A 24,169-nucleotide genomic window follows, 5' to 3' on the forward strand; every position below is an offset into this window, starting at 1 on the left:
TCGCCAGTTCATTGCCAACGCGCGGCCTCGCGCGACTGCTGCTTGGGTCCGTCAGCGTGGTAACGCTAACTATGTCCACCGCCAACGCGCAGGAGGTTGATCCGCGGGCCGAGGCGGACCGGCTGGCTTCAGCGCTGGTGGCGAAGATGACCACCGACGAGAAGGTGGAGCAATTGCTGAATGTCGCGCCGGCTATCCCGCGCCTTGGCGTGCCGGCCTACAACTGGTGGACCGAGAGCCTGCATGGCGCGGGCGGTGCCGTCCCGACCACGAACTTCCCGCAATCCATCGGGCTTGCTGCCACGTTCGACCCGCCATTGATCCATGACGTGGCACGGGTGATCAGCACCGAACTGCAGGGCCTGCACACGCTGGCTCGGCAGACCGGGCATCTCGGCAAGATCGGCACCGGGCTCGACACCTGGGCGCCCAACATCAACATCTTCCGCGATCCGCGCTGGGGCCGTGGGCAGGAGACCTATGGCGAGGACCCGTACCTGACGGCGCAACTGGGCGTCGCTTACGTGAAGGGCATCCAGGGGCCGAACCCGGATCTGCCCGACGTGATCGCCAGCCCCAAGCACTTTGCGGTGCATTCAGGGCCCGAACCGACCCGGCATACCGACAACATCATGGTTTCGCGCCACGATCTGGAAGACACCTATCTGCCCGCGTTCCGCGCCGCGATCGTCGAGGGCAAGGCCGGATCGATCATGTGCGCCTACAACCGCGTTGACGGGCAGCCGGCCTGCGCGAGCGACCTCTTGCTAAAGGACAGGCTGCGCGGGGCGTGGGGCTTCAAAGGCTATGTCGTTTCGGACTGCGATGCGGTGGTCGATATCTATGATCGCCACAAGTATGCGCCCGATGCTGCCTCGGGCGTGGCGATAGGCCTGCTGGCGGGCGTCGACAACGAATGCCACACCGGCACCATCGGTGAGGCCAAGGGGCTGGCCGACCGCTACAAGGCGGCACTGAAGGCGGGCTACCTGACCGAAGGCGACCTTGACCACGTTTTGGTGCGGCTGTTCTCGGCACGCTATCGCAATGGCGACCTGGGCGGGATGAGCGCGCGCAAGCCCAATGCCACGCCGGTGAGCGCAGTGGGCACGCAGGCAGGTTGGGACCTTTCGCTCAAGTCTGCCGAGAAGAGCCTGGTCCTGCTCAAGAACACGGGCGTGCTGCCGCTGAAGGCCGGCGCGCGGGTGGCAGTGATCGGACCCCTGGGCGATGCGACGCGGGTGCTGCGGGGCAATTACTCCTCCGCCAATTCCGCGCCGCCAATCTCGGTTGTCGAGGGCTTGCGCCGGGCGATGCCTGGAGCGCAGGTCAACTACGTGCCGTTCTCGCCGTCGATCGTCGACGGCGATCTGGTGACGGATGGCAACTTCCTGACGCCTGACGGAAAGCCGGGGCTGAAGGCAGTCTATTATAACGCGGTGGATCCCGACAAGCCGCGCGGCGAACGGACGTTCACCGCAAAGCCGGTGGTCACGCGGATCGAGACCAACCTGAAAAGCAGCGCGATGCAGCTGAAAGAGGTGAGCCCGGCGCACAAGGTGGTGTGGGACGGCTTCTTCGTGGCGCCGGAAAGCGGCCTGTACAAGATGGGCGTGACCGCGGTGAAGGGCGCAATCGAGATCGGCGGGAAGCCCGTGATCACCTCCGATCACTACTCGCTGTGGGGTGAGCCGCCAAAGTACGTCGAGGTCGAACTGAAGAAGGGCGAGCGCTATCCGCTGCACTTCGATATCGAAGGAGGCGGCGCGGCGGGGCCGGGCTTGTTCTGGAAGCGCATCAGCAAGGACCCCTGGGGCGATCTGGCGCGCGGCGCGGCCGAGGCCGATGTGCTGGTCGCCGTGGTCGGCCTGACGGCGGACCTTGAAGGCGAGGAAATGCCGCTCAAGATCGAGGGCTTCGACGGCGGTGACAAGACCAGTCTGGAACTGCCGATGGATCAGCGCGAACTGCTGATCCGGGCGCGCACGCTCGGCAAGCCGCTCGTCGTCGTGGCGATGAACGGCAGCCCGATCAACCTGTCATGGGCCAGGGACAATGCCGATGCACTGGTAGAGGCGTGGTATCCAGGTCAGGCCGGGGGGCTTGCCGTGGCCAATGTGCTGACAGGCAAGACCAATCCGTCCGGACGTCTGCCGCTGACGTTCTACAAGGACACGGCGGACCTGCCGGCATTCACCGATTATTCGATGAAGGGGCGGACTTATCGCTACTTCACCGGCAAGCCGGTTTATGGCTTTGGCTATGGCCTGAGCTACACGACATTCGGCTATGGCCCTGCGAAGGTCGATCCGGTTGGCGGCAGCACGGCCAATGGCATTCGCGTGACGACGCAGGTGACCAACACCGGCGCGCGCGAAGGCGAGGAAGTGGTGCAGGCCTACCTGCGCTTCCCCGATCAGCCCGGTGCCCCGCGCGTGGCGCTGCGCGGGATTCAGCGGGTTTCCCTGAAGCCGGGCGAGAGCAAGGCGGTGACGCTGGAGCTTTCGCCGCGTGACCTTTCCGCCGTGCGCCCGGATGGGGTGAGGCAGGTTTTTGCGGGGACTTATCGCCTCAACCTGGGCGGGGGCCAGCCCGACAGTGGACTGCCGGGGACCGAGACGACATTCAGCGTGGACCGCGTGGTCGATCTGCCGAAGTGAAGATCACGGCGCTTCGTCTTGTATCTCGGCAGGGTGAAGCGCCAGTCTCTGTTCGGTCAGGATCTGCCAGCCGGTGAGGAACAGGGCCCCGACCACCGGGCCGACAACGATGCCGGAAAGGCCTAGCAACTCGATCCCGCCCAGCGTTGTCACCAGAACCAGCCAATCGGGGATGCCGGTATCGCGGCCGACCAGCATCGGACGCAGGACGTTGTCGGCAAGGCCGATGACCATGACGCCCGATCCGATCACGACCGCGCCCTGCCAGATGGCACCGGTGGCGAAAAGGTAGATCGCGACCGGGCCCCAGACGATGGCCGGGCCGATCGCGGGTAGCAGTGCGGCAATGGCCATGAGCGCACCCCAGAGCAGTGAGGCGGGCAGACCGACTATTGCGAAAGTGATCGCACCAAGTGCGCCCTGTGCCAGGGCGACAAGCACCGACCCCTTGATCGTGGCGCGAACCACGGCGACGAACCGCTCGACGATCTGGGCGGCGATCGAATCCGCAAGAGGCAGGGCGCGGACAATCTGCGGACCCAGGACATATCCATCACGCAGCATGAAGAACGTGACGTAAAGGCCTACAGCAAAAGCAAGAAGGAAGGATGCTGCATTTGAGCCAAAGGCCAGTGCGCGCTGCGTGATTGCGCTGGCGCTGTTGCCGAGGGCTTCGGAAATACGGCTCTGCGCGGTCTCGAACGTACCAAAACCGGCATTGCCGAGCAGGTCCTGAAGCCGAACCGGAAGAGCGTCGTGTACTTGTTTGAAATAGGCGGAGAAATTCAGCTCACCGGTGCGCAGTTGCGCGAATACGCCGGAAGCTTGTTCCACCACCATCGTTCCGATCAGCATGGCAGGGATAATCACCGCGAAGGTGATGATCAGCAGCGTCATGGCAGCGGCGCGGCTGCGCCTTTCCGGCCACCGTTCGAGCAGGCGCTCGTTCAGCGAATGAAACATGATCGCGGCCAGCGCGGCCCACAGCATCGCGCCAAGAAAATGCGATACGACAAGCGTCAACCCGACGGTGACAAGTACCAGAAACAGGACGAATCCGCCCTTTTCGATCTTGCTACGCTCCAGCATCATTCCCCCATCCTGCGGCCGAACCCGCATGCACCCAAGTGCCAGCGCAACGCATGGGTTCGCAAGCGGTTTCAGCTTATCGCCAGGGTGGAGCCCTTCAGCGTGACAAGACGCCCGGCAGAGAGAGTCATGGTGCGGCGGATTTCGCCCAGGCGCACCTCGACCGTGCCACTTTCCATCGGTTGCAGCACGGCCCGAACGAGTTGTCCTTCCGTCCACGCAAGATCGACTGCCACCCCGCCTCGCGCAATCAGCCCCCGGGCACTGCCAGAAGGCCAGGCCCGGGGAAGCGCCGGAAGGAGATGAAGCGAACTGCCCCGGCTTTGCATCAGCATTTCGATTATTGCGGTGCTGCCGCCGAAGTTCCCGTCGATCTGGAAGGGCGGATGCGCGTCGAACATGTTGGGATAAGTGCGCGCGGGCGACAGCAGGCTGCGCAGGATCTTGTGCGCCCGCTCGCCATCCCGCAGCCGCGCCCACAGGGCGATCCGCCAGGCGGTGGCCCATCCGGTTGATTCATCACCGCGTCGGTCGAGGGAGACGCGCGCTGCCCTGGTCAGTTCTGGCGTGCCGTCCGGGTTGATCTGGTGGCCGGGATAGAGCGCATAGAGGTGCGAGACGTGGCGATGGTCCTGTTCGGGCGCAGCTTCGTCCCAGTCTTCGAGCCATTCCTGCAGCTGCCCGGCTTTGCCGATGCGGTCAGGCGCGAGGGCGGAGCGGGCGTGACGCAGCTGCTCGGCGAAATCGGCGTCGCGGTCCAGAACGGTGGCGGCAGCTGCGGTGCGATCGAACAGGTCTCGCAGGATCTGGCGGTCCATCGCTGGGCCGGCGCAGACCGAAGCGCCAAACGGGTGGCGGTTCTCGGGCGAGATCGAGGGGGAGGTGATCAGGCCCTGGGACGAGGGCTGCAGGGTCTCGAGAAAGAACTCTGCCGCGCCGCGCATGAGGGGGTAGATTGCGGCCAGCCATGCCCGGTCACGGCCATAGTCCCAGCGGTCCCACAGCGCGTTGCAGAGCCATGCGCCGCCCATCGGCCACATGCCCCATGCGGCACCATCGATCGGGCTGGAGGCGCGCCAGAGATCGGTGTTGTGGTAAGCAACCCAGCCCCTTGCCCCATAAATGGCGCGGGCGGTCTTCGCCCCGCTGACCGCAAGTTCGCGGACCATGCGCAGCAGCGGCTCGGCGCATTCGCCGAGGTTTGCAGGATCCGCCAGCCAGTAGTTCATCTGGGTGTTGATATTGATCGTGTACTTCGATCCCCACGGCGGCTTGGTGCTCTCGTTCCAGATGCCCTGCAGGTTCGCGGGCTGTGTGCCGGGGCGCGAGCAGCAGATCATCAGGTAGCGGGCATAGGCAAAATAGAGCGCGGCGAGGGCGGGTTCGTCGCTTTCGACATTGGCTTTGATGCGCTCGTCGGTAGGCAGGGGGCTGGCCGGGCCGAGGTGAAGCGCTGCGCGGCGATAGAGGCGGCGATGCTCGGCGATGTGAGCATCGCGCAAGGCCACCCATGGCCGGGCGCTGGCATTGGCGATCTGGCGGGTGACGGTGGCGACAGGATCGCCTGCGTGGCTGGTCGCGAGCGCGACGAGGATGGTCGCGTGCGAGGCCCCACTGACGACCAACGTGGCGCCTTCCGTCCGGACGCTTCCGCCTTGGGCGCTGGCGGTGATCCTTGCGGCGAGGCCCAGGCCGGCGGGGATGCCGTGATCTGCCCGATTGCGGCCCTCTGCGTGGATTGCATTGCCGGCGGCGCGGACCGTCGCGTCTTGCGGCGTGTCAAAACGAACGGCCAAATTCAGCGTGACGCCGTGACTGGCCGAGAGGTGGATGGCGATGACCTGATCGACGGGGCTTGCCAGTACCGCGCGCGTTATGGTGCCGGTGGAGGTGGCGAAGTGGGTTGTGGCGATGGCTGTGTCGAGATCAAGTTCGCGGCGATAGGTCCTTGGCGTGCCGGGAAGGTCCATGTCGATGAAGAGATCGCCGAAGGTCTGATAGGACATCTGCGAGACAGGCCGTGCGATCAGGCAGTCGTTGGCGAGGGCTTCCGCTTCGGCAAAGCGGCGCTGCGCGATCAGCTTGCGGATGTGCTCCACCGCTTGAGGACCAGCCTTCGGGTTCAACGGATCATAAGGGCCGCCGCTCCACAGCGTGTCTTCGTTCAGCTGGATCCGTTCTGACGTGGTGCCGCCGAAGACCATTGCTCCGAGCCTGCCGTTGCCCACCGGAAGGGCTTCGGTCCAGATCGAGGCAGGCTGGCGATACCACAGCACATCCTGCCGGGGGGGCGCAGCCTTGGCAGGAAGTCCGACAATTCCCTGTCCAGCAGCAGCAGCACCCGCTGCGATTGCCTGCCTGCGTGTGATTGGCATCCCGCTTCCCGTAGTCCGATGACCATCGTGCGATGGTGTTTTCTGGATCGCGGATCGGCGTGCAAGAGCCATATCCGGCAGCGTAACGCCGCCGGATAATAAGTATGACTAAATACTGGGCTGTCCAGCGAAAAGCCGCAGACGGTTATACCTCAGGCGCGCGCCGGCGGATCGATATCGGCAAGTGCCAGTTCGATCAGTTTCTGCATGGCAGCACGGGCGGCAGGGCCATCGCCATCGGCCACGGCATCGAACAGCACGCGGTGATCTGGCAAGGGATCGCGCGGCAGCTTGCGCTTGCGCTGCTTGTAGATCGTGGTCCATCGCACCGCGGCCGAGATGGTGCTGGCCAACGAGATCAGCGCCATGTTGCCAGTCGCCTTCAGCAGCGTGGTGTGGAACGATTGGTCCGCGGCCTGACCGAGCGGTGAAGCCAGCGTGTGCTTGGCCATTTCCTCGAGCGCGTGGCCCATCTGCGCGAGTTGCGCACCGGTCCGGCGGGTGGCAGCAATTTCGGCGGCCGCCGGTTCGATGATCAGTCGCAGCTCGAACAGGTCGTCAATCGCGGCCTGGCTGGGTTCGCCCTCGAAGGTCCAGGCAAGAACGTCGGGATCGAGGATGTGCCAGCGCGACGGATCGGTGATCTTGGTGCCTGCCTTCGGGCGGCTTTCGACCAGGCCCTTGGCGGCGAGGATACGGATTGCCTCGCGATAGGCGGTGCGCGAAATGTGGTTGCGCTCGGCAAAATCGACCTCGCTCGTCAGCACGTGGCCGGGGGCGTATTTACCGGTGACAATGGCAATACCTATATCGCGCGCGATGCTGCCGTGTAGGCGTAAAGATTTGTCAGACCTGTCGATCGCGTCCCCGCCCTGTTCCTTGCTTCGCGACACTTTCAGCTCCTTGCGCCCCTGTGCCCTATTTGGGCGCAATTTCGGCAAAGTCCAGCAGTTCGATGGTCGGGGGTCACCCTTATCGAACTGTCAGTCCTTTGCCGTCATGGCCTACGGAAGGTCCATTTGCCGGCCTCGGACGCCGTGTCGAAGCGGACGAGCCGCGGCGTGCTGGCCCCGACAGCGGCCAAGGCCAGGGGCTTCATGGGATCGGGCGTGGTCTTCGGGACGATTCGATAGGTGCCATCCGGCAGCATGTCGATCCGCCAGAGCTGTTCGGGTGCGCCGGTGTATTCCGGCACTGTCACGACATCTCCCGACGGCGTGGCGGCAAGAGCGCGGTTCGTTCCGGCGATGACGATCTTCATATACGGCGCGCCGAACCAGCCCCCGGCACCGGTCGCAGGTTCGACTGTCCAATGCTGGTTGGGACGGACCTGGTACGTACCCATGTCGACCGCGATCGTGCCCTTGGGCCACACGGCCTGGCTCTGCTCCAGAGTCTGGTCCGGCACGGGCTTGACCGGCTCCTTGGGCGGGCCGAAACCGGTCCACGACCAGGGCAAGCGCACTTCGTCCACCGCCAATTGCAGCGCGCCGCCGCGCTCGGACTGGATCTCGTAAGTGCCGGGGCGCAGGTTTTCCTGTCCCACTGGCCAACCGTTCTTCCAGGTCAGCGGCAGGATTGCGAGAACGCTGCGCGCGGAGCGGTCCATATCGGCTTCGTAGTGGAACGAGAACTTTTCCACGCCATCGCCGAGCTCAACCAGGCCGAAATGGCCAGCGCCGCGACCCCGGCCGTTCGATCCCCAGACCAGCTTGCCGCCACCCTTGAGCAGGGGCACGCCGAAGTTGTCGACATAAGGGCCTAGCGGGCTCCTCGAACGGCCGACGCGGATATTGTAGGTCGAGTTGGGCCCGTCGCAGCAGGTGCCATGGGTGCCGAGCAGATAGTACCAGCCATCGCGATGGAGCAGTGCGGTTGCCTCCATGTCGATCGCGATATCGACGGGCTGGTTGCCGGGCAGGCGTTCGGCAGTTTTTGGATCAAGTTCGACCATCCGGATCGCGCCGAAGTAGGTGCCGTAGCTGAGCCAAAGGCGCCCTTCGGCGAGCAGGAAGGCCGGGTCGATTGCATCGTTGTTCTCGAAGCCATCGCTCGAAGCCACGGTGCCGACCTCGTGGAAACCGAAATCCCTGGACGCGGGATCGAGCGACTTCGTCCACATGATCTTCACGTCGCTCTTGTGGCCGCCATTCATGCCGCCGCCGCCGACCGCCCAGGCCACGTAGTAGCGATCCCCCAGCTTGATCACGTCGGGCGCTACGCCGCCGCCGGGGCGAACCGGTCCGCTTTTCCAGGTCCAGCCGTCAGACGACACCAGGCCGCCCTTGCCGGTGCCGAAGGTGTAGAAGCGACCATCTGAATGCGCAATTGTCGAGGGATCATGGATGTAAGGCTCGCCCTCCATCTGCGCGACGGGGTTGCTCTGCGCGAGAAGCGGGGCGGCAATGCCGGCGAGAGCTGCGGCGGCGAGGAGCTTGGTGTTCATCGCAGGCCTTTCAGCGCAGGGTAACTTTGAGATCGCGGATCGGCTGTCCCTTGTCGTCGACGAATCGGACCGCGAAATCGGACAGGCCGGGGCCGTTGATGACCGCGCCGTGCAGCACGTTACGACCCTTTTTCAAACCGAGCGCGGGCGAGACGACATCGTCCATGACCATGCGACGGTCGCCGAACAAGGCCGCGGCTTCCTTCCCGTTCAGCCACCACATCGAGGCGGAGTTGGAGCCGACTGCGAGACGAGCTTGGGGCATATCGCGTGGCGCGTCGATCACCGTCGTTGTCCAGAAGATTACGCCGTAAGTCGGCTTGCCGTAGGCGGCCGCGAAGTAGAACAGCTTGGCGTCCCATTGCGTGGCGTCGAGCGCATGCCAGGTGAGGGCAGCGCCCTTGTGCGAAACGGTCTGGCCTTCACTGGGCAGCTTGCGGTCGAGACCTGCGGGTCGGTCTTCAGCAAAGGCCTTGCGCACGTAGTCGCTGGTAAAGAGCTGGTTGGTGCGATTGGGCTTTGTGATCGGCTCAAGCAGCAGCCAGCGGCGAATGAAGCCATCTTCGTCAACCGACGTGCTGCCGGTTGTGGCTGGCACGAAGTATGGGGCGAGCGAAGGGGCCGGTTGTGAAATTGCGGGTGTGGCAGACGCGCAAAGTACTGCGCCCACCGCCGCAAGAAAGGCGGAGGTCCGAATCATGTCATCCTCTCATATTCATACAATTGTATGAGTTAAAGAAGATGAGGTTTCAACGATAATTATCAACGTCGAAGGCGTAAAAAAGCCCACGGCACTCGCATTCGTGCCGCGGGCTTCTGCTTTTACTCAGACCAGTTTGATCAGAACCGGTTGAGCATGTTCTCCAGCCATTCCTGACGGCCCGAGACCGGGGCCGGCTTGAGATCCTGCGCCACGGCGAGGTCCGCGATTTCAGCGAGGCTTGACTTGCGGATGGTTGCCCCCAGTTCTCCGTTCCAACCGGCGTAGCGTTCGGCGCGGAAGGCATCGATGCGACCATCGGCGATGATCGCCTCGGCACGCAGCAGGGCCTTTGCAATGACATCGACGCCGCCGATGTGGCCGTGGAAAAGATCAACTGCATCAACCGATTGGCGGCGGACCTTGGCATCGAAGTTGAAGCCGCCGTCGGTGAAACCACCAGCGCGCTCGATCTCGATGCAGGCCAGCGTCAGTTCCTCGACCGAGTTGGGGAACTGGTCGGTGTCCCATCCATTCTGCGGGTCGCCGCGGTTGGCGTCGATCGAACCGAACACCCCGAGCGCGCCGGCCATGGCGATTTCATGCTCGAAAGTATGGCCCGAAAGCGTTGCGTGGTTGGCCTCGATGTTGACCTTGACTTCGTTTTCGAGGCCGAAGCGCTTGAGGAAGCCGTACACGGTCTGGGTATCGAAGTCGTACTGGTGCTTGGTTGGCTCGTGCGGCTTGGGTTCGATCAGGATCGTGCCCTTGAAGCCGATCTTGTGCTTGTGTTCGACCACGAGGCTGAGGAAGCGACCGAAGTTTTCCTGCTCGATCTTGAGATCGGTGTTGAGGATCGTGTCGTAACCTTCACGCCCGCCCCACAAAACATAGTTCGAGCCGCCGAGACGATGGGTCGCTTCAAGAGCATCCCGCACCTGGCTGGCACCCCACGCATAGACTTCCGGGCGAGGGCTGGTGGCGGCGCCGGCAAGGTAGCGCGGGTGGCCGAACAGGTTGGCCGTTCCCCACAGCAGCTTGCGGCCGTGCCTGGCCTGCAGCTCTTCGAGGTGATCGACGGCGCGAGCGAAGCTGGCGCGGAATTCGCCGATGCTCTCGGCCGGTGCCATCACGTCGACATCGTGGAAGCAGTAAAACGGCAGGTCGAGCTTCTCGACAAAGGCGAGAGCGGCTTCACGCTTGGCGCGGGCGGCGCTTTCGTCCTGCGGACCGTTGAGCCAGGGGCGATCGAACGTGCCAGCGCCAAACACGTCGCTGCCGGGCCAGCAGAAGGTGTGCCACATGCACACGGCAAAGCGCAGGTAGTCTTCCATGCGCTTGCCGAAGACCATGCGGTCCTTGTCGTAGAAGCGATAGGCAAGATCACTGGTGCTGTCAGGACCCTCGTAGCGGACGGTCGCGAATTCGTCGAAATAGGCTGCGGACATACAAGTTACTCCTTGATCGGGGCGAGCGCGGCATAGGCTGCGCGGAAACGGGCGCGCTTGGGCGCTAATGATGCGGCGAGGGCGAGATCAGGCTCGATCACGGCACGAACCGGCGGGCGGGTGCAGACTTCGGCGGCGGAAGCCTTGGTCACGGCGATCTGCGCGAGACGGGCGCCGCCCAGCGCCGGGCCGACTTCGCCACCGTGGAGATAGACGAGCCGCACGCCGAGGACGCTCGACAGGATGCGCCCCCAGTGCGCCGAGCGGGAGCCGCCGCCGATCACGCACAACTCGTCGATCTGCGTACCGGCGTTGCGCAGGGCATCGATCCCGTCGGCATGGGCAAAGGCCACGCCCTCAAGCACGGCGGCGGCCATGCGTCCGGTGGTGCTTTCGTTACCGAGGCCGAGGAACGCCGCGCGAATGTGCGGATCGTTGTGCGGAGTGCGCTCGCCGGAGAGGTATGGCAGGAATAGCTCAGGCCCGCAGGCGGCGCCGGACTGTTCGGCAAGGGCGAAGAACTCCGCAGGGCCCGGCACGTTGCAGGCCTTGGCTGCCCAGTCGATGCACGAGGCGGCGGACAGGTGCACGCTCATCTGGTGCCACACGCCCGGCAAGGCGTGGCAGAAGGCGTGGACGGCCTCGGCCGGGTTGGGCCGGAATGCCGCATTGGCCACGAAGATCACGCCCGATGTACCCAGCGAAAGCATGCCTTGCCCGTCTGACAGCACGCCGACGCCCAATGCGCCCGCGGCATTGTCTCCAGCGCCTGCGACCACCGGCACGCGGTCCATTCCCCAGGCCCTGGCAACATCTTCGCGCAGCACGCCCGTCATGTCAGGCCCTTCATGAAGGCGCGGCATGTGGCTTTCGTCAAGGCCGGTGGCGGCGAGCATTTCCGGAGACCAGGCGCGCTTGGCGACGTCGAGCCAGAGAGTGCCGGCGCTGTCGGACATGTCGCTTGCCTTTTCACCGGTCAAGGCGAGCCGGACGTAGTCCTTGGGCAGCAGGACCGTCCGCGTGGCGGCGAAAACGTCCGGTTCGTGATTGCGGACCCACGCCAGCTTGGGAGCCGTGAAACCAGGCATGGCGATGTTGCCGGTGATCTCGCGAGCGCGAGGTTCGGCGGCCTCGATCTCCGCACATTCGGCAAAGCTGCGGCCGTCGTTCCACAGGATGGCAGGGCGCAGCGGCTTGTCGTCCGAGCCCAGCAGGGTTGCGCCGTGCATCTGCCCCGCAAGGCCGATGCCGCGCACGCCCTTGCGCAAGGCGGCATCGAGGCCAAGCACCGCCTTGTGCGCTGCGTCCACCCAGTCAGCAGGGGCCTGTTCGGACCACAACGGGTGAGGCCGGGAAACAGTAAGGTCCGAGCTGCTCTGCGCCAGGACCTCCCCGGTTTCGGCGGTAACGACCGCCTTTACGCAACTGGTGCCGACATCGATGCCGAGGAACATTGGGGTTTACTTCGCTTTCATGGGATCGATCGTCTGGATCGAGCCATCGGGGTTGAAGGTCAGCTCGGTCACCTTGACGTTGCGCAGGTGGTTCTTGTTGGAGAGCTGCGTGTCGGCGTAGAACAGCCACCACTTGCCATCGTGCTGGATGATCGAGTGGTGCGTGGTCCAGCCCTGCACGGGCTTGAGGATGTGGCCGGCGTACTTGAACGGTCCATACGGACTGGTGCCGATGGCATAGTTGAGGAAGTGCGTGTCGCCGGTCGAGTAGGTGTAGTAGTATTTGCCATCCTTCTTGAAGACCCAGGAGGCTTCGAAGAAGCGGCGCTCGTGGTCGCCTCCCAGTACCGGCTTGCCATCTTCGCCCAGGATCACCGCGTCGCGAGGGCTCTCCGCGAAAGTCTTCATGTCGGGGTTCATCTTGACGACCTTGCCGGACAGCGCGGGCTGGTCATCCTTCATGAGATCGGTGTCGGAGCCGTTTGGATCATACTTGCCCGTGGCCCAACGCTGAAGCTGCCCACCCCAGATGCCGCCGAAGTACATGTAGGCAGTGCCGTCGTCGTCGGTGAACACCGCGGGGTCCATCGAGAACGATCCGGGAATGGGGTCCTTTTCGGCCACGAATGGGCCCATCGGGCTCTTCGACGTGGCGACGCCGATGCGGAACGCGCCGAGTCCGTTCTTGTCCTTCGATTTGTCGCGCGCCGGGAAGTACAGGTAGTAGGTACCGTCCTTGTGGGCCGCATCGGGCGCCCACATCTGCTGTGAGGCCCAAGGCACGTCCTTTACGTCAAGCGCGACAGGACCGACGGTGACCTTGCCGCCAACCTTGTCCATGCTCAAGACGCGGTAGTCGCGCATGGCGTACTGGTTGCCCAGATCGTCGTCAGGCGTCGGCGTTTCGATGTCGTGCGAGGGGTAGATGTAGATCTTGCCGTCAAAGACGTGGGCGGAAGGGTCAGCGGTGTAGATCTCGTTGACCAGAGGTTGATCACGGAAGGCGCTTGCAGGTGCCCCACCATTTGCGGGCTGTGCTTCGTTCGCGGCCTTCGAGCAGGCGACGAGCGCAAGCGCGCTGGTCAGGCACAGGGCAGCAGTGGTGATTCTCGCCTTCATCATGACATCCCCTTGCAGGCCGGTTTTCCGGCCTTTCGCGTAATTGCTGCGGCGATGATAGCGCTACCTAAACCTGACGGCAATCTGAAATATGCATTCTAATTAGCGTCGAGGTGAACGCTTGGCAAGCACTGCTTCAAGCAGAAATCAGGAAGCCGCCTTCCAGGCTGCCACTAGGAACGCTGCGCGCGCAGCCACGGTCGCCGCATCGTCGCCGGGCCGGTAGAGGCTGCCCCCGACACCGATCCCGTACACCCCGGCCGCGCGGAACTCTGCGACATTGGCCACGCCGACGCCACCGACCGCCCATATGCGCGCTTCTGCCGGCAGGACCTCCCGAAAGGCCTTGATATAGCTGCTGCCCAGGACGGAGCCGGGAAAGAGCTTGAGGTCCCGCGCGCCTGCGCCAAGTGCCGCGAAGGCTTCGGTGGGCGTCAGGAACCCTGGAAGGACGTCCATGCCGAGTTCGAGCGACCGGGCAATGACCGCGGCGTCCGTATTGGGCGAGACCATGAACGTGCCGCCGGCCGCCGCGAGCTGTTCGGCAAGATCCGTGCTGGTTACCGTGCCGCCGCCAAAGGCGGCGCGGTCACCCAGCGCTTTCACCATGGCCCTGATCGACCCGCACGGATCGGGGGAGTTGAAGGGCACTTCGATCAGGCGCACACCCGCCTCGACCAGAGAAGTAGCGATGTCCACCGCTTCCTCGGTGCGGATGCCGCGCAGGATGGCGACGATGGGCGGAACGCCTTCGGCGAGGACTTCTTCGACCTTCACGGGCGCAGACTTTCAGCAAGTGTTATGGCTTGGGCAAGTCCGGCCACGACGGCGCGTTCGCCGTCGACCAGTTGCGATGAACCGCCGTGGTGTGCAAGCGCGGTCGCATAAAGCGCGGCAAGTGCGGGATCGCCGATCAATGTCACGTTCCGCGCGCCTCTGCCGAACTGCGCCACCTCTGCCCCAATCAGCACGCCCGAGAGATAGCCCTTGGCCCAATCGCGCGAGCGGCCATCGAGCAGGCGCGCCGCGCGAGCTTCGAACAGAGCACCCGGCAATGCTTCGGCCGAACGGGAAAGCCCGCGTCCGAAGCCATCCTCAAAGCTGCCCTCGCCGGGCGCGTCCGGGCCGGTCAGGGAGGTTTGGCCCGTAATCGCGGCAAAAACCTCGCCGGTGGGAGCCGTACGGAAGCCGGTGATGGTGCCGTCGCTGGTGCTGACCCATTTGCCGTGGGTGCCGGGAAGGGCGAAGAGATGATCGCCATCGCGATGGACAGGATTCAGCGCCATTGCGCCGAAGACCTGCGTTTCCTCGCCGCGCATAACCTCGGGCACGCCATCGCCGGTCCGGCAGGAGAGACCGGGCAGGATCTCGACATCGTGGCCCAGCACGCGCAGCCGGGTGCGGGCATGGTGCCAGCCCCCCGCATCGACCGGGCAGGGCGCATAAGGAGCAACGGCGAGGCCTGCGGGAGACCCGACCATGCCGCACAGCGTGATCGCCTTGATCGGACCGTCTGCCAGCCAGACCGAGAGCAGGCGAGCCAGCGTTCGCTCCGCCGGTTCCACCAGCTGGGTCACGCCGGGGCCATCCAAGCGTGCGGTCGTCTCGCCGTCCTCCACGAGGAACAGGCGCAAGCGGGTGCTGCCCCAGTCGCCGATAACGCGTCGCACCGGGCCAGGCATGGTCAATCCTCGAACGGTTCGACGCTGACCCGCGTCGCGCGCAGGAAGGCGTCGGCAACGAGGCGCAGCGGGGTTACATCGACGTCGCTGCGGCCGGTGCGGATCAGCGTGGCGAAGCGGGCGTAGAGGCCGGGATACTCGTGATCCTCGTCATGGCTCGTGCCCGAAGGTAGCGTCAGTACCGCGCCGCCGCTTGACAGCTTGAGCGTGCCGGCATCGGTTTCCACCACGATGTCCCAGCTTTGCGGGCCGGTCTGCCGCCAGTCGAGGTCCATGTGGACTGACGCGCCGGTGCTATCGCGGAAGCTCAGGTCGGCAGCGATGGGGGCGGCGCGGTTGGAGGGGATTTCGAGTGTCCCGGACTGCAGGAAGATCGGCCGGGGCAGGATGCGGGTTGCGATCGACAATGCGTTGATTCCGGGGTCGAAGACACCCAGGCCGCCCGGCTCCCAGATCCACGCCTGTCCCGGATGCCACACCCGCACGTCCTCACGCCAAATGATCTCGACATTGTCGATGCGCCGTTCGGCCAGCCAGGCTCGGGCTGGAGCAACCCCGGCGGCAAAGCGCGAATGCCAGGCAGCGAACAGCGTGGCGCCGACCTTGTCTGCCTGCGCTTCCAGCGCGGCGACTTCAGCCAGCGTCGCGCCCGGTGGCTTTTCGAGAAAGACGTGGACGCCGCGCGCAAGCGCGGTGCTGGCCAGATCGTAGCGTACCTGTGGCGGGGTGCACAGCGCGACGGCGTCGACGGCCGGACCGCTCGCAAGCAACTCGTCCAGACTGGCGAAATGGGGCACGCCATCTACGCCGGGGTCATGCGGGCTGACCGTCGCGGCAAGTCCGAACGCGCCATTGCCAGCGATAGCGGGCAAGTGCTGGTCGCGGGCGATCTTGCCCACGCCGATAACGGCGATCCTGATCGGGTCCATGCCTTTAGAGTACCTGCACCTTGAGCGGCGCGGAAGCATCGCCTGCCGTCTGCGTCAGCGGATTGCGGCACGGCAGTGCAAACGGCGCCGCCTCGATCTCGAACACGTCGCCCGCTTGCGTGCGTACTGCATCGCTGAATGAGAGTGTAGCGGTGCCAAAGAAGTGGACATGCACATCGCCGGGGCGCCGGAACAACTCATACTTGAAGTGGTGGTGCTCCAGGTTGGCGAGGCTGTGGCTCATGTTGTCCTCGCCAGTGAGGAAAGGCTTTTCCCACTGCACCACGCCATCGCGCAGTATGCGGCTGGTGCCGCGAACGTCGGTGGGGGCCTCGCCGATCAGCAGTTCAGGGCCCAGTGCGGCCCGGCGCAGCTTGGAATGCGCCAACCACAGGTAATTGTGGCGTTCGGTGACGTGGTCCGAAAACTCGTTGGCAAGCGCGAAGCCGAGCCTGAACGGGGTGCCGTCCGGGCCGATCAGGTAGATGCCAGCCAGTTCCGGTTCCTCGCCGCCGTCCTGCGCGAATGCCGGCATCTCCAGCGGTTCGCCGGGTCCGACCAGCTGGCTGCCATCGCCCTTGTAGAACCATTCCGGCTGCTGGCCGACCCGGCCATCGCTCGGCTTGCCGCCTTCGAGCCCTTCGAGGAACATGCGCATGGAATCGGTCTGATGGGCAGCCGCTGCAGCCTCCCGATGCATCTTGTCGCGCCCTTCGGCCGAGCCGAGGTGGGTAAGGCCTGTGCCGGTCAGGGCCAGATGCGCCGGATCTTCGTGGTCGATCGGCGCGAGGAAGCGGCCTGCTTCGAACTCTGCCGCAAGATCTATTGACGGGCCAACCGGACAGGCTTTCGCCTCCTGCACCAGCGACGTTCCGGCGGCGATGGCGCGGCGGGCGAGGTCCGTGGTGCGGGCAACTCCTTCGAGGACATGCGCGGCCGCGCCATTGGCCAGGATGACACTGCGCGTTCCATCGCTGGCACGGTGCTGCAGGAGGCGGAGGGACATGATGGGATCTCCTGTCAGGCGCTCAGAGCGTCAACGTGCCGTCAATCAGGCGCGGCGCACCGTCGCCACGCGCATCATCACGCAGTTCGCGCGGCAACAGATCGGCGGCCAGGTTCTGGTAGCTGACGGGGCGCAGGAAGCGGTCGATCGCGAGGCTGCCGACCGACGTGGTGCGCGGGTCGGAGGTTGCCGGGAAGGGGCCGCCATGGACCATGGCGTGGCATACTTCGACGCCGGTCGGCCAGCCATTGGCAAGGATGCGCCCGGCCTTCAGTTCAAGCACCGGCATCAACCGCGCGGCGAGCGCTTCATCAGCGGCGTCCATGTGGAGCGTGGCCGTCAGCTGGCCTTCGAGCCCGGCAAGGACTGTGGCGAGTTCTACCTCGTCCCTGCACACGACGACGACCGAAGAGGGGCCGAAAACCTCGTGGCCCAGAGCCTTGTCGGCGAGGAATGCGTGCGCAGTGGTGCGAAACAGCGCGGCATGGCCCTGCATTGCGTCGCCGGCAACGCCCTCGGCCAGCTTTTCTACGCCGGGTGCGGCTTCAAGCGCAGCGACGCCCGACTGATAAGCCTTGCAGATGCCGCCCGTCAGCATCGTCTGGGCAGTCGCGGCCCTGACGGCTTCGGTGGCAGCGGCAACAAACGCTTCGAGGCCTTCGCCTTCGATGGCCAGCACAAGGCCGGGATTGGTGCAGAACTGGCCCGCACCCATGGTGAGCGAGCCGACGAACGCCGTGCCGAGCGCCCCCCCCCGCGCCTTCAGCGCTTCGGGCAGGAGCAGCACCGGGTTGATGCTCGACATCTCGGCGTAGACCGGGATCGGCACGTCACGGCCTTGGGCAAGCCGGACGAGCGCAAGGCCGCCGCTGCGCGAGCCGGTGAAGCCGACTGCGGCAATGCGCGGATCCTGCACAAGCGCCGCGCCAAGTTCGTTCGACGGACCCACGAGATGGCCGAACACGCCGGCCGGCAGGCCACAGGCAGCAACTGCACGGGCTATCGCCCCCGCGACCAGTTCGCCAGTGCGGGGATGGGCAGGGTGTCCCTTGACCACGACCGGGCAGCCTGCCGCCAGCGCCGAGGCGGTGTCCCCTCCAGCCGTCGAAAAGGCGAGCGGGAAGTTTGATGCGCCGAACACGGCGACCGGCCCCACCGGGATCATGCGCAGGCGGATGTCCGGACGGGGCAGGGGCTGACGATCGGGCAGGGCCGGATCGATGCGCAACTGCTGCCAGGCGCCCTTGCGGACAACGTCTGCAAACAGGCGTAGCTGGCCCACGGTGCGGCCCCGTTCGCCTTCGAGGCGCGCACGGGGAAGGCCGGACTCGCTCATTGCTGCTTCGATCAGATCATCGCCGATGGCGAGGATCTCTGATGCAATGGATTCGAGGAAGGCAGCGCGCTCTTCGCGGCTGGTGGCGCGGTAGACGTCGAACGCGGCGGCAGCTGCGGCGCAGGCGGCATCGACTTCAGCGGGGCCATGCACCGCAAAGGCAGGACCGGTCGGCTCACCCGTGGCGGCTACCACGGAGCGGAATTCTGTCATCGAAAATCTCCTGATTTAGTCTGACATATTATCAGAATGGCCGGAGCGCAACCATGTGCGATCCGGCGGAAGGGCGTTCATAGCTATGCGTCAGGCAGGATCGGCAGTGGTCTTTGAACCCCACAGTGCATAGAACAGCACATACAATTCGCACGCAGCCGTCAGCAGGAAAGAGGTCTGCAGACCATAGGCATCGGCCAGCCACCCCTGCACGACGACCAGTGCGCCACCGGCGATGGCCATGATCAGCAGGCCTGAACCCTCCTCGGTCAAGGGCCCCAGCCCCTTGATGCCGAGCGTGAAGATCGTCGGGAACATGATCGAGTGGAACAGGCCGACAAGGATCAGCGCCCACATCGCGGCAGGGCCAGTGGTGAAGACGGTGACGAGCATGACCACGAAGGCGCCAACCGAGAATGCGGCAAGCACCAGGCCTGCGTCCACCTTCTGCATGATGGCCGAGCCCAAGAAGCGCCCGACCATCATGCCGCCCCACAGGAAGGTGAGATACTGGCCGGCCTTCTCATGCGTCAGGTTGGCGATCTCCGGCTGGCTGACGAAGTTCACGAAGAGGTTCGCCACACCGATTTCGGCGATCAGGTAGATGAAGATTGCCGGAATGCCGAAGACGAGATTGCGGTGCTTCCACAGCGAAAGCTTTGCCCGTTCCTCGGGCGCAAGTCGCTGGGTTGCGCTGCCCATGGCTGGGAGCGGGAACCGGCCAATGATCGCGGCAAGAACGATGAGAACGACGGCAACGAGGCCATAAGGCAGGATCACCGATTGCGCATCGGCCAGCCGCTCGGCCTGTGTCAGTACGACATCGGACGTGGCCGTGCCGCCCTTTGAGCGACCGAGGATCAGGTATGCGCCGAACATCGGCGCAAGCATCGTTCCGGCAGAATTCATCGCCTGCACCAGGTTCAGGCGTGATGACGCGGTCTCCGGCCTGCCGACCACGGCGACATATGGATTGGCGGCAACCTGCAGCAGCGTAATGCCGCTGGCGATCACGAACAGCATCGCCAGGGTTACCCCATAGGACGGGATCGAAGCCGCCAGCATCATGCCCAGCGCGCCTGCTGCCATCACCAGCAGCCCGATCACCAGCGACTTCTGGTAACCGATCTTCTCGATCAGCTTTGCCGAGGGGATCGAGGCAACGAAGTACGCGATGAACCACACCGATTCGATCAATGTTGTCTGCGTATAGTTCAGGTCGAACACGCTGCGCAGGTGTGGCAGCAGCGTGTTGTTGATGACCGTAATGAACCCCCACATGAAGAACAGGCTGGCCAGAAGGGTCAGCGCAGGGCCGTAGCGCACGTTGGAATCGCCTTCGATCGCGGTATTTCCCTGGGGTGAAGCCACTGGCGGCATGGACTTGCGCTTCCTCTCTCTTGCCCGGTGCGCGATGCGGTACGCTTACCGTCTTGCGCAAATTCTATTTGTCGGACTATATCCGCGAACGCTTGCCGTCAATGGCGCAAGGACAATGCATGTCTCCGAAAGGATCGAGAGGATGAGGATTGCGGGAAAGCCGAACAACGGCACCCTGCTGATGCTGGCACTGGCAGCACCGGTTGCCCTGCTGGCCCAGTCGGTCAGCGCGGCCGAAGCGAAGCAGGAAAGCGCAGGCAGGCTGGCCGACGGCACCGAGGCTTTCGCAATCACGTTGAAGGCTGCCAATGGCGTTTCCGCCCGCGTGCTGACCTATGGCGCCACGCTGCAGTCGCTGATGGCGCCCTCGCGCGATGGAAAGGTGGCCGACATCGTGCTGGGTTATGATGATGTGCAGACCTATGAGGCCAAGCCCAATTTCTTCGGCGTGACGGTGGGCCGCTATGCCAACCGCATCGCCAAGGGGCGTTTCACGCTTGATGGCAAGGCTTATCAGCTCGCCCAGAACAACCTCGGCAATTCGCTGCACGGCGGCGTGAAGGGCTTTGACAAGCGCAACTGGAAGGTGGTCTCGATCAAGTCGGGCCCGGTGGCGAGCGTGGTGCTCTCCTACGTCAGCGCCGATGGCGAGGAAGGCTATCCCGGCAAGCTCGATACCAAGGTGACCTATACGCTGGACGAGCGCGGGAATCTTGGCATCACCTTCGAAGCGGCGACCGACAAGCCGACGATCGTCAACATGACGAACCACGCGCTGTTCAACATGGCCGGGGAGGGGGCGCCGATGGGTGCCATGGGCAACCGGCTGATGATCCCGGCGTCAACCTACACCCCTGTCGATGCCACCCTGATCCCCACCGGCGAGCTTCGCAAGGTGGCGGGCACGGTGTTCGACTTCAGTCGGCCCAAGCGCATTGCCAACGGCTTGCGCGATGGACGGGACGACCAGATCGCCATCGGTCGCGGCTATGACCACAACTTCGCGCTCGACAAGGGCGTTACCGCGACGCCGCAGCTTGCCGCAAGGCTGGAAGACCCTGCTTCTGGCCGCGTGCTCGAAGTGCTGACGACCGAACCCGGCGTGCAGTTCTACACCGGTAATTTCCTTGATGGGACGGTGCTCGGCAAGCAGGGCCATGTCTACCGCATGGGAGACGGGATCGCGCTTGAACCGCAGAAGTTTCCGGATGCCCCCAACCAGGCCAAGTTCGTGTCCACACGTGTCGATCCGGGCAAGCCCTATCGCCACGCCATGATCTACCGCGTCAGCGTCGCGCCGAAGCGGCGCTGAACTCCACTCGAATAGCTGAAAGCTGCAATGACCGAATCCTCTCCAAAGGCCCCGAAGCTCCGCTCGCGCGCGTGGTTCGACAATCCCGACAATATCGACATGACCTCGCTCTACCTTGAGCGCTATCTCAACTTCGGGCTGAGCCTTGAGGAGCTGCGTTCGGGCAAGCCGATCATCGGGATTGCGCAGACGGGCAGCGATCTTTCGCCGTGCAACCGTCACCATATCGTGCTGGCGGAGCGCGTGCGCGAAGGGATTCGCGAGGCGGGCGGCATTGCGCTGGAGATTCCGGTGCATCCTATCCAGGAAACCGGCAAGCGCCCCACGGCAGGGCTTGACCGAAACCTTGCCTACATCGGCCTGGTCGAAGCGCTTTACGGCTATCCGATCGACGGCGTGGTGCTGACCACTGGTTGCGACAAGACCACGCCCGCGCTGCTGATGGCGGCGGCCACCGTGAACATTCCAGCCATCGCGCTGTCGGTCGGCCCGATGCTCAACGGCTGGTTCAAGGGCGAACGCACCGGATCGGGCACGATCGTGTGGAAGGGCCGTGAACTGATGGCCAAGGGCGAACTCGACGAGGAGGGCTTCATCAAGCTCGTCGCCAGTTCGGCACCGTCGACCGGCTATTGCAACACGATGGGCACGGCTACGACCATGAACAGCCTTGCCGAAGCGCTGGGCATGATGCTGCCGGGCTCGGCCGCCATTCCTGCGCCTTATCGTGACCGGCAGGAGTGCGCCTGGCGCACCGGCAAGCGCATCGTCGACATGGTGCACGAGGACCTCAAGCCTTCGGACATCATGACGCTCGATGCGTTTCACAACGCCATCGTCGTCAATTCGGCGATCGGCGGGTCGACCAATGCACCGATCCATCTGGCCGCCATAGCGCGTCACGTCGGAGTGGACCTGCCGCTGACCGACTGGCAGCGCCTCGGCCACAAGGTGCCGTTGCTGGTCAACCTGCAGCCTGCCGGCGAGTACCTCGGCGAGGACTACTATCGCGCTGGTGGCGTGCCGGCGGTGGTGGGCCAGCTTATCGCACAGGGCCTCATCGCCGAAAACGCGATGACCGTGAACGGCAAGACCATGGGCGAGAATTGCCGTAATGCGGTGATCGAGGATGAGAAGGTGATCCGTCCTTACGACCAGCCTCTGGTCAAGGATGCCGGCTTCATCGTGCTCTCGGGCAACCTCTTCGATTCCGCGATCATGAAGACCAGCGTGATCAGCAACGAATTCCGGGCGCGCTACCTGTCGAACCCGGACGATCCCGATGCCTTCGAAGGCCCGGCGGTCGTGTTCGATGGCCCGGAGGACTATCATGCGCGCATCGATGATCCTGCGACGGGTATCACGCCTGAAACGCTGCTGTTCATGCGCGGGGCCGGGCCGATTGGCTATCCCGGCGCGGCCGAAGTGGTCAACATGCGGGCCCCTTCCTATCTCATAAGCGCAGGTGTTACCGCGCTGCCCTGCATCGGCGATGGCCGCCAGTCAGGCACCAGCGGCAGCCCTTCGATCCTCAACGCCAGCCCGGAAGCGGCGGCAATGGGTGGCCTTGCCATACTCAAGACCGGCGATCGCGTGCGGATCGACTTGCGCAAGGGCACCGCCAACATGCTGGTCTCCGATGAAGAACTGGCAGCGCGCCGAGCAGCCCTTGAGGCGGCAGGTGGCTATGCCTATCCGCCTTCGCAAACGCCGTGGCAAGAGATCCAGCGCGAACGCGTTGGTCAGCTTTCCGCAGGCGCCATTCTCGAAGGCGCAGAGAAGTACCAGCGCATTGCCCAGACGATGGGCTTGCCTCGGGATAACCATTGAGTGAATGGCCGGGGGCAATGTCCCCCGGCTGTGAACAGTTCAGGCCCGGGGTCTGGCGGCGCTGAAAGCCTGGGCCAAGGCAGCATGCACCGGTTTTGCCTTGAACGCGGAATCAAACAGGGACCCGCGCGCCTCGGCCTTGTCCGCACGCGGCTCGAAGCCCTGCAGCCATGAGTAGGCATCGACCAGGCCCCACGCGAGCACGTCCTTCAGCTGCGGATAATCGAGCATCATCTCGAAATAGGCCTTGGTCGTGTCGGCCACTGTGCGGTCCCGGCTGGGGATGTCGACAGGCAGGTCGCGATCGCGCACGTCGAACTCCGTTATGACGAGCTTGTAGTCCATCGCCACCACGTCATCCACGAAACGCTGCCATTCCCGGCGGTGGGCGGCATCGGGCAAGGGTGCGATGAGATGCGATTGCACGCCCAGCGCATCGACCGGAGTGCCGCGCCTGCGAAAGCCTTCCAGCAATCGTAGCACACCCTTGCGGTGGAGGGCGTTGCCAGGCTCCCAGCTCATGTAATCGTTATAGACCAGCTCGACGCCCGGAGCAGCCTTGCGCGCCGTGCGAAACGCAAGGTCGACCAGCGCCTCGGTCCCGCCCATGGCCTTCGAAAGCGCTGTCTCGGCCAGCGATCCATCCTCGGGCAGCACGGTTTCATTGACCACGTCGTAGGATACGATCCGGCCCTGATAGCGGGCGCAGACAGTCTCTACGTGATTGGCCATCATTGCCGCTGCGGCGGTTGCGGGCCGCGAACCGAAATCATGGCTTTCCAGCCAGCGCGGCATCCACTTCGGTCGATGCCAAAGCAGCGTGTGGCCGCGCAACTTCATCTGGTTCTGCGCAGCGAAGGCCGCAATCCCGTCAAACGCCGCAAAATCGAATGAAGTGGGTGAGGGTCTGATGGCCTGCCACTTCATCTCATTTTCGGCGACCACAATCGCGCATTCGCGCCTGAGCAAATCAGCAAGCGCGGGATTTCTCCAGGATCCGCCACCACCACCGGCGACGGCCGAGCCAAACCGCATGCCCTTTGCGGCGGCCAGAGCGGACAGGGATAGCGGTGGCGTCGCCGCCAGGCCGACCACCGGCCGTGAGAGCATGGCAACGCCGCCAGCAATGATGCCAAGGCCTTGCCTTCGAGTCATGGTGCTCGATCTTTTCACGTATTTCCTTTCCCGGT

At 64.4% G+C, this 24,169-nt stretch carries 18 protein-coding genes; 3 read left to right on the plus strand and 15 right to left on the minus strand.

From position 1 onward, the window contains the following. The first annotated feature begins 71 nt into the window (after positions 1-71). Complete coding sequence (locus AX703_RS14835; RefSeq protein ID WP_062345145.1) at positions 72-2,660, plus strand: glycoside hydrolase family 3 C-terminal domain-containing protein; 2,589 nt, start codon at positions 72-74, stop codon at positions 2,658-2,660. A 3-nt stretch (positions 2,661-2,663) separates the two neighbouring features. Here the strand turns inward: AX703_RS14835 and AX703_RS14840 are convergent, their stop codons facing one another. The 14 genes from AX703_RS14840 to AX703_RS14905 all read right to left on the minus strand — a co-directional run bounded on the left by AX703_RS14840 (position 2,664) and on the right by AX703_RS14905 (position 19,837). Further along, positions 2,664-3,749 carry an AI-2E family transporter gene (locus tag AX703_RS14840; RefSeq protein WP_062345242.1) on the minus strand — a complete coding sequence of 362 codons (1,086 nt, stop codon included), beginning with the start codon at positions 3,747-3,749 and terminating at the stop codon, positions 2,664-2,666. 71 nt (positions 3,750-3,820) lie between these two features. After that, complete coding sequence (locus AX703_RS14845; RefSeq protein WP_062345147.1) at positions 3,821-6,124, minus strand: glycoside hydrolase N-terminal domain-containing protein; 2,304 nt, start codon at positions 6,122-6,124, stop codon at positions 3,821-3,823. A 152-nt stretch (positions 6,125-6,276) separates the two neighbouring features. Further along, complete coding sequence (locus tag AX703_RS14850; RefSeq protein ID WP_062345148.1) at positions 6,277-7,017, minus strand: FadR/GntR family transcriptional regulator; 741 nt, start codon at positions 7,015-7,017, stop codon at positions 6,277-6,279. 104 nt (positions 7,018-7,121) lie between these two features. Further along, positions 7,122-8,570 carry a family 43 glycosylhydrolase gene (locus AX703_RS14855; protein WP_062345150.1) on the minus strand — a complete coding sequence of 483 codons (1,449 nt, stop codon included), beginning with the start codon at positions 8,568-8,570 and terminating at the stop codon, positions 7,122-7,124. 10 nt (positions 8,571-8,580) lie between these two features. Further along, complete coding sequence (locus AX703_RS14860) at positions 8,581-9,168, minus strand: acetylxylan esterase (RefSeq protein WP_231735556.1); 588 nt, start codon at positions 9,166-9,168, stop codon at positions 8,581-8,583. 242 nt (positions 9,169-9,410) lie between these two features. Continuing rightward, positions 9,411-10,718: a xylose isomerase gene (xylA, locus tag AX703_RS14865; protein WP_062345154.1), complete on the minus strand. Its 1,308-nt coding sequence runs from the start codon at positions 10,716-10,718 to the stop codon at positions 9,411-9,413. A 5-nt stretch (positions 10,719-10,723) separates the two neighbouring features. Continuing rightward, positions 10,724-12,172, minus strand: a complete 1,449-nt coding sequence (xylB, locus tag AX703_RS14870; protein ID WP_062345156.1) for a xylulokinase — start codon at positions 12,170-12,172, stop codon at positions 10,724-10,726. A 6-nt stretch (positions 12,173-12,178) separates the two neighbouring features. Further along, the gene (locus AX703_RS14875; protein ID WP_062345244.1) at positions 12,179-13,291 is read right to left on the minus strand and encodes a glycoside hydrolase family 43 protein; all 1,113 of its coding nucleotides are present in this window, start codon (positions 13,289-13,291) and stop codon (positions 12,179-12,181) included. A 147-nt stretch (positions 13,292-13,438) separates the two neighbouring features. After that, positions 13,439-14,068: a 2-dehydro-3-deoxy-6-phosphogalactonate aldolase gene (locus AX703_RS14880; RefSeq protein WP_062345158.1), complete on the minus strand. Its 630-nt coding sequence runs from the start codon at positions 14,066-14,068 to the stop codon at positions 13,439-13,441. Continuing rightward, on the minus strand, positions 14,065-14,973 hold the full coding sequence (locus AX703_RS14885) for a 2-dehydro-3-deoxygalactonokinase (protein ID WP_062345160.1): 909 nt from the start codon (positions 14,971-14,973) through the stop codon (positions 14,065-14,067). Before AX703_RS14885 ends, AX703_RS14880 begins: the two co-directional genes overlap by 4 nt. A 2-nt stretch (positions 14,974-14,975) precedes the next feature. After that, positions 14,976-15,902, minus strand: coding sequence for a Gfo/Idh/MocA family protein (locus AX703_RS14890; RefSeq protein ID WP_062345161.1), 927 nt, complete (start codon positions 15,900-15,902; stop codon positions 14,976-14,978). Between the two features lie 4 nt (positions 15,903-15,906). After that, complete coding sequence (araD1, locus tag AX703_RS14895) at positions 15,907-16,908, minus strand: AraD1 family protein (protein WP_062345164.1); 1,002 nt, start codon at positions 16,906-16,908, stop codon at positions 15,907-15,909. Positions 16,909-16,930: 22 nt separating this feature from the next. After that, complete coding sequence (locus tag AX703_RS14900; protein ID WP_062345166.1) at positions 16,931-18,457, minus strand: aldehyde dehydrogenase (NADP(+)); 1,527 nt, start codon at positions 18,455-18,457, stop codon at positions 16,931-16,933. 90 nt (positions 18,458-18,547) lie between these two features. Next, the gene (locus AX703_RS14905) at positions 18,548-19,837 is read right to left on the minus strand and encodes a sugar MFS transporter (protein ID WP_062345168.1); all 1,290 of its coding nucleotides are present in this window, start codon (positions 19,835-19,837) and stop codon (positions 18,548-18,550) included. Between the two features lie 181 nt (positions 19,838-20,018). On the opposite strand from AX703_RS14905, the gene AX703_RS14910 reads away from it, so the two are divergent. Together AX703_RS14910 and AX703_RS14915 are read left to right on the plus strand one after the other, a co-directional pair. Next, positions 20,019-21,149: an aldose epimerase family protein gene (locus AX703_RS14910; protein WP_062345246.1), complete on the plus strand. Its 1,131-nt coding sequence runs from the start codon at positions 20,019-20,021 to the stop codon at positions 21,147-21,149. Between the two features lie 27 nt (positions 21,150-21,176). Beyond that, a complete protein-coding gene (locus AX703_RS14915) occupies positions 21,177-22,979 on the plus strand; it encodes an IlvD/Edd family dehydratase (protein WP_062345170.1) in 1,803 nt (600 codons plus the stop codon). Between the two features lie 39 nt (positions 22,980-23,018). Here the strand turns inward: AX703_RS14915 and AX703_RS14920 are convergent, their stop codons facing one another. Further along, positions 23,019-24,134, minus strand: a complete 1,116-nt coding sequence (locus AX703_RS14920) for an endo-1,4-beta-xylanase (protein WP_062345172.1) — start codon at positions 24,132-24,134, stop codon at positions 23,019-23,021. Positions 24,135-24,169 lie beyond the last annotated feature (35 nt).

It is taken from the genome of Novosphingobium sp. CCH12-A3 (genome assembly GCF_001556015.1).
Classification (GTDB): Bacteria; Pseudomonadota; Alphaproteobacteria; order Sphingomonadales; family Sphingomonadaceae; genus Novosphingobium; species Novosphingobium subterraneum.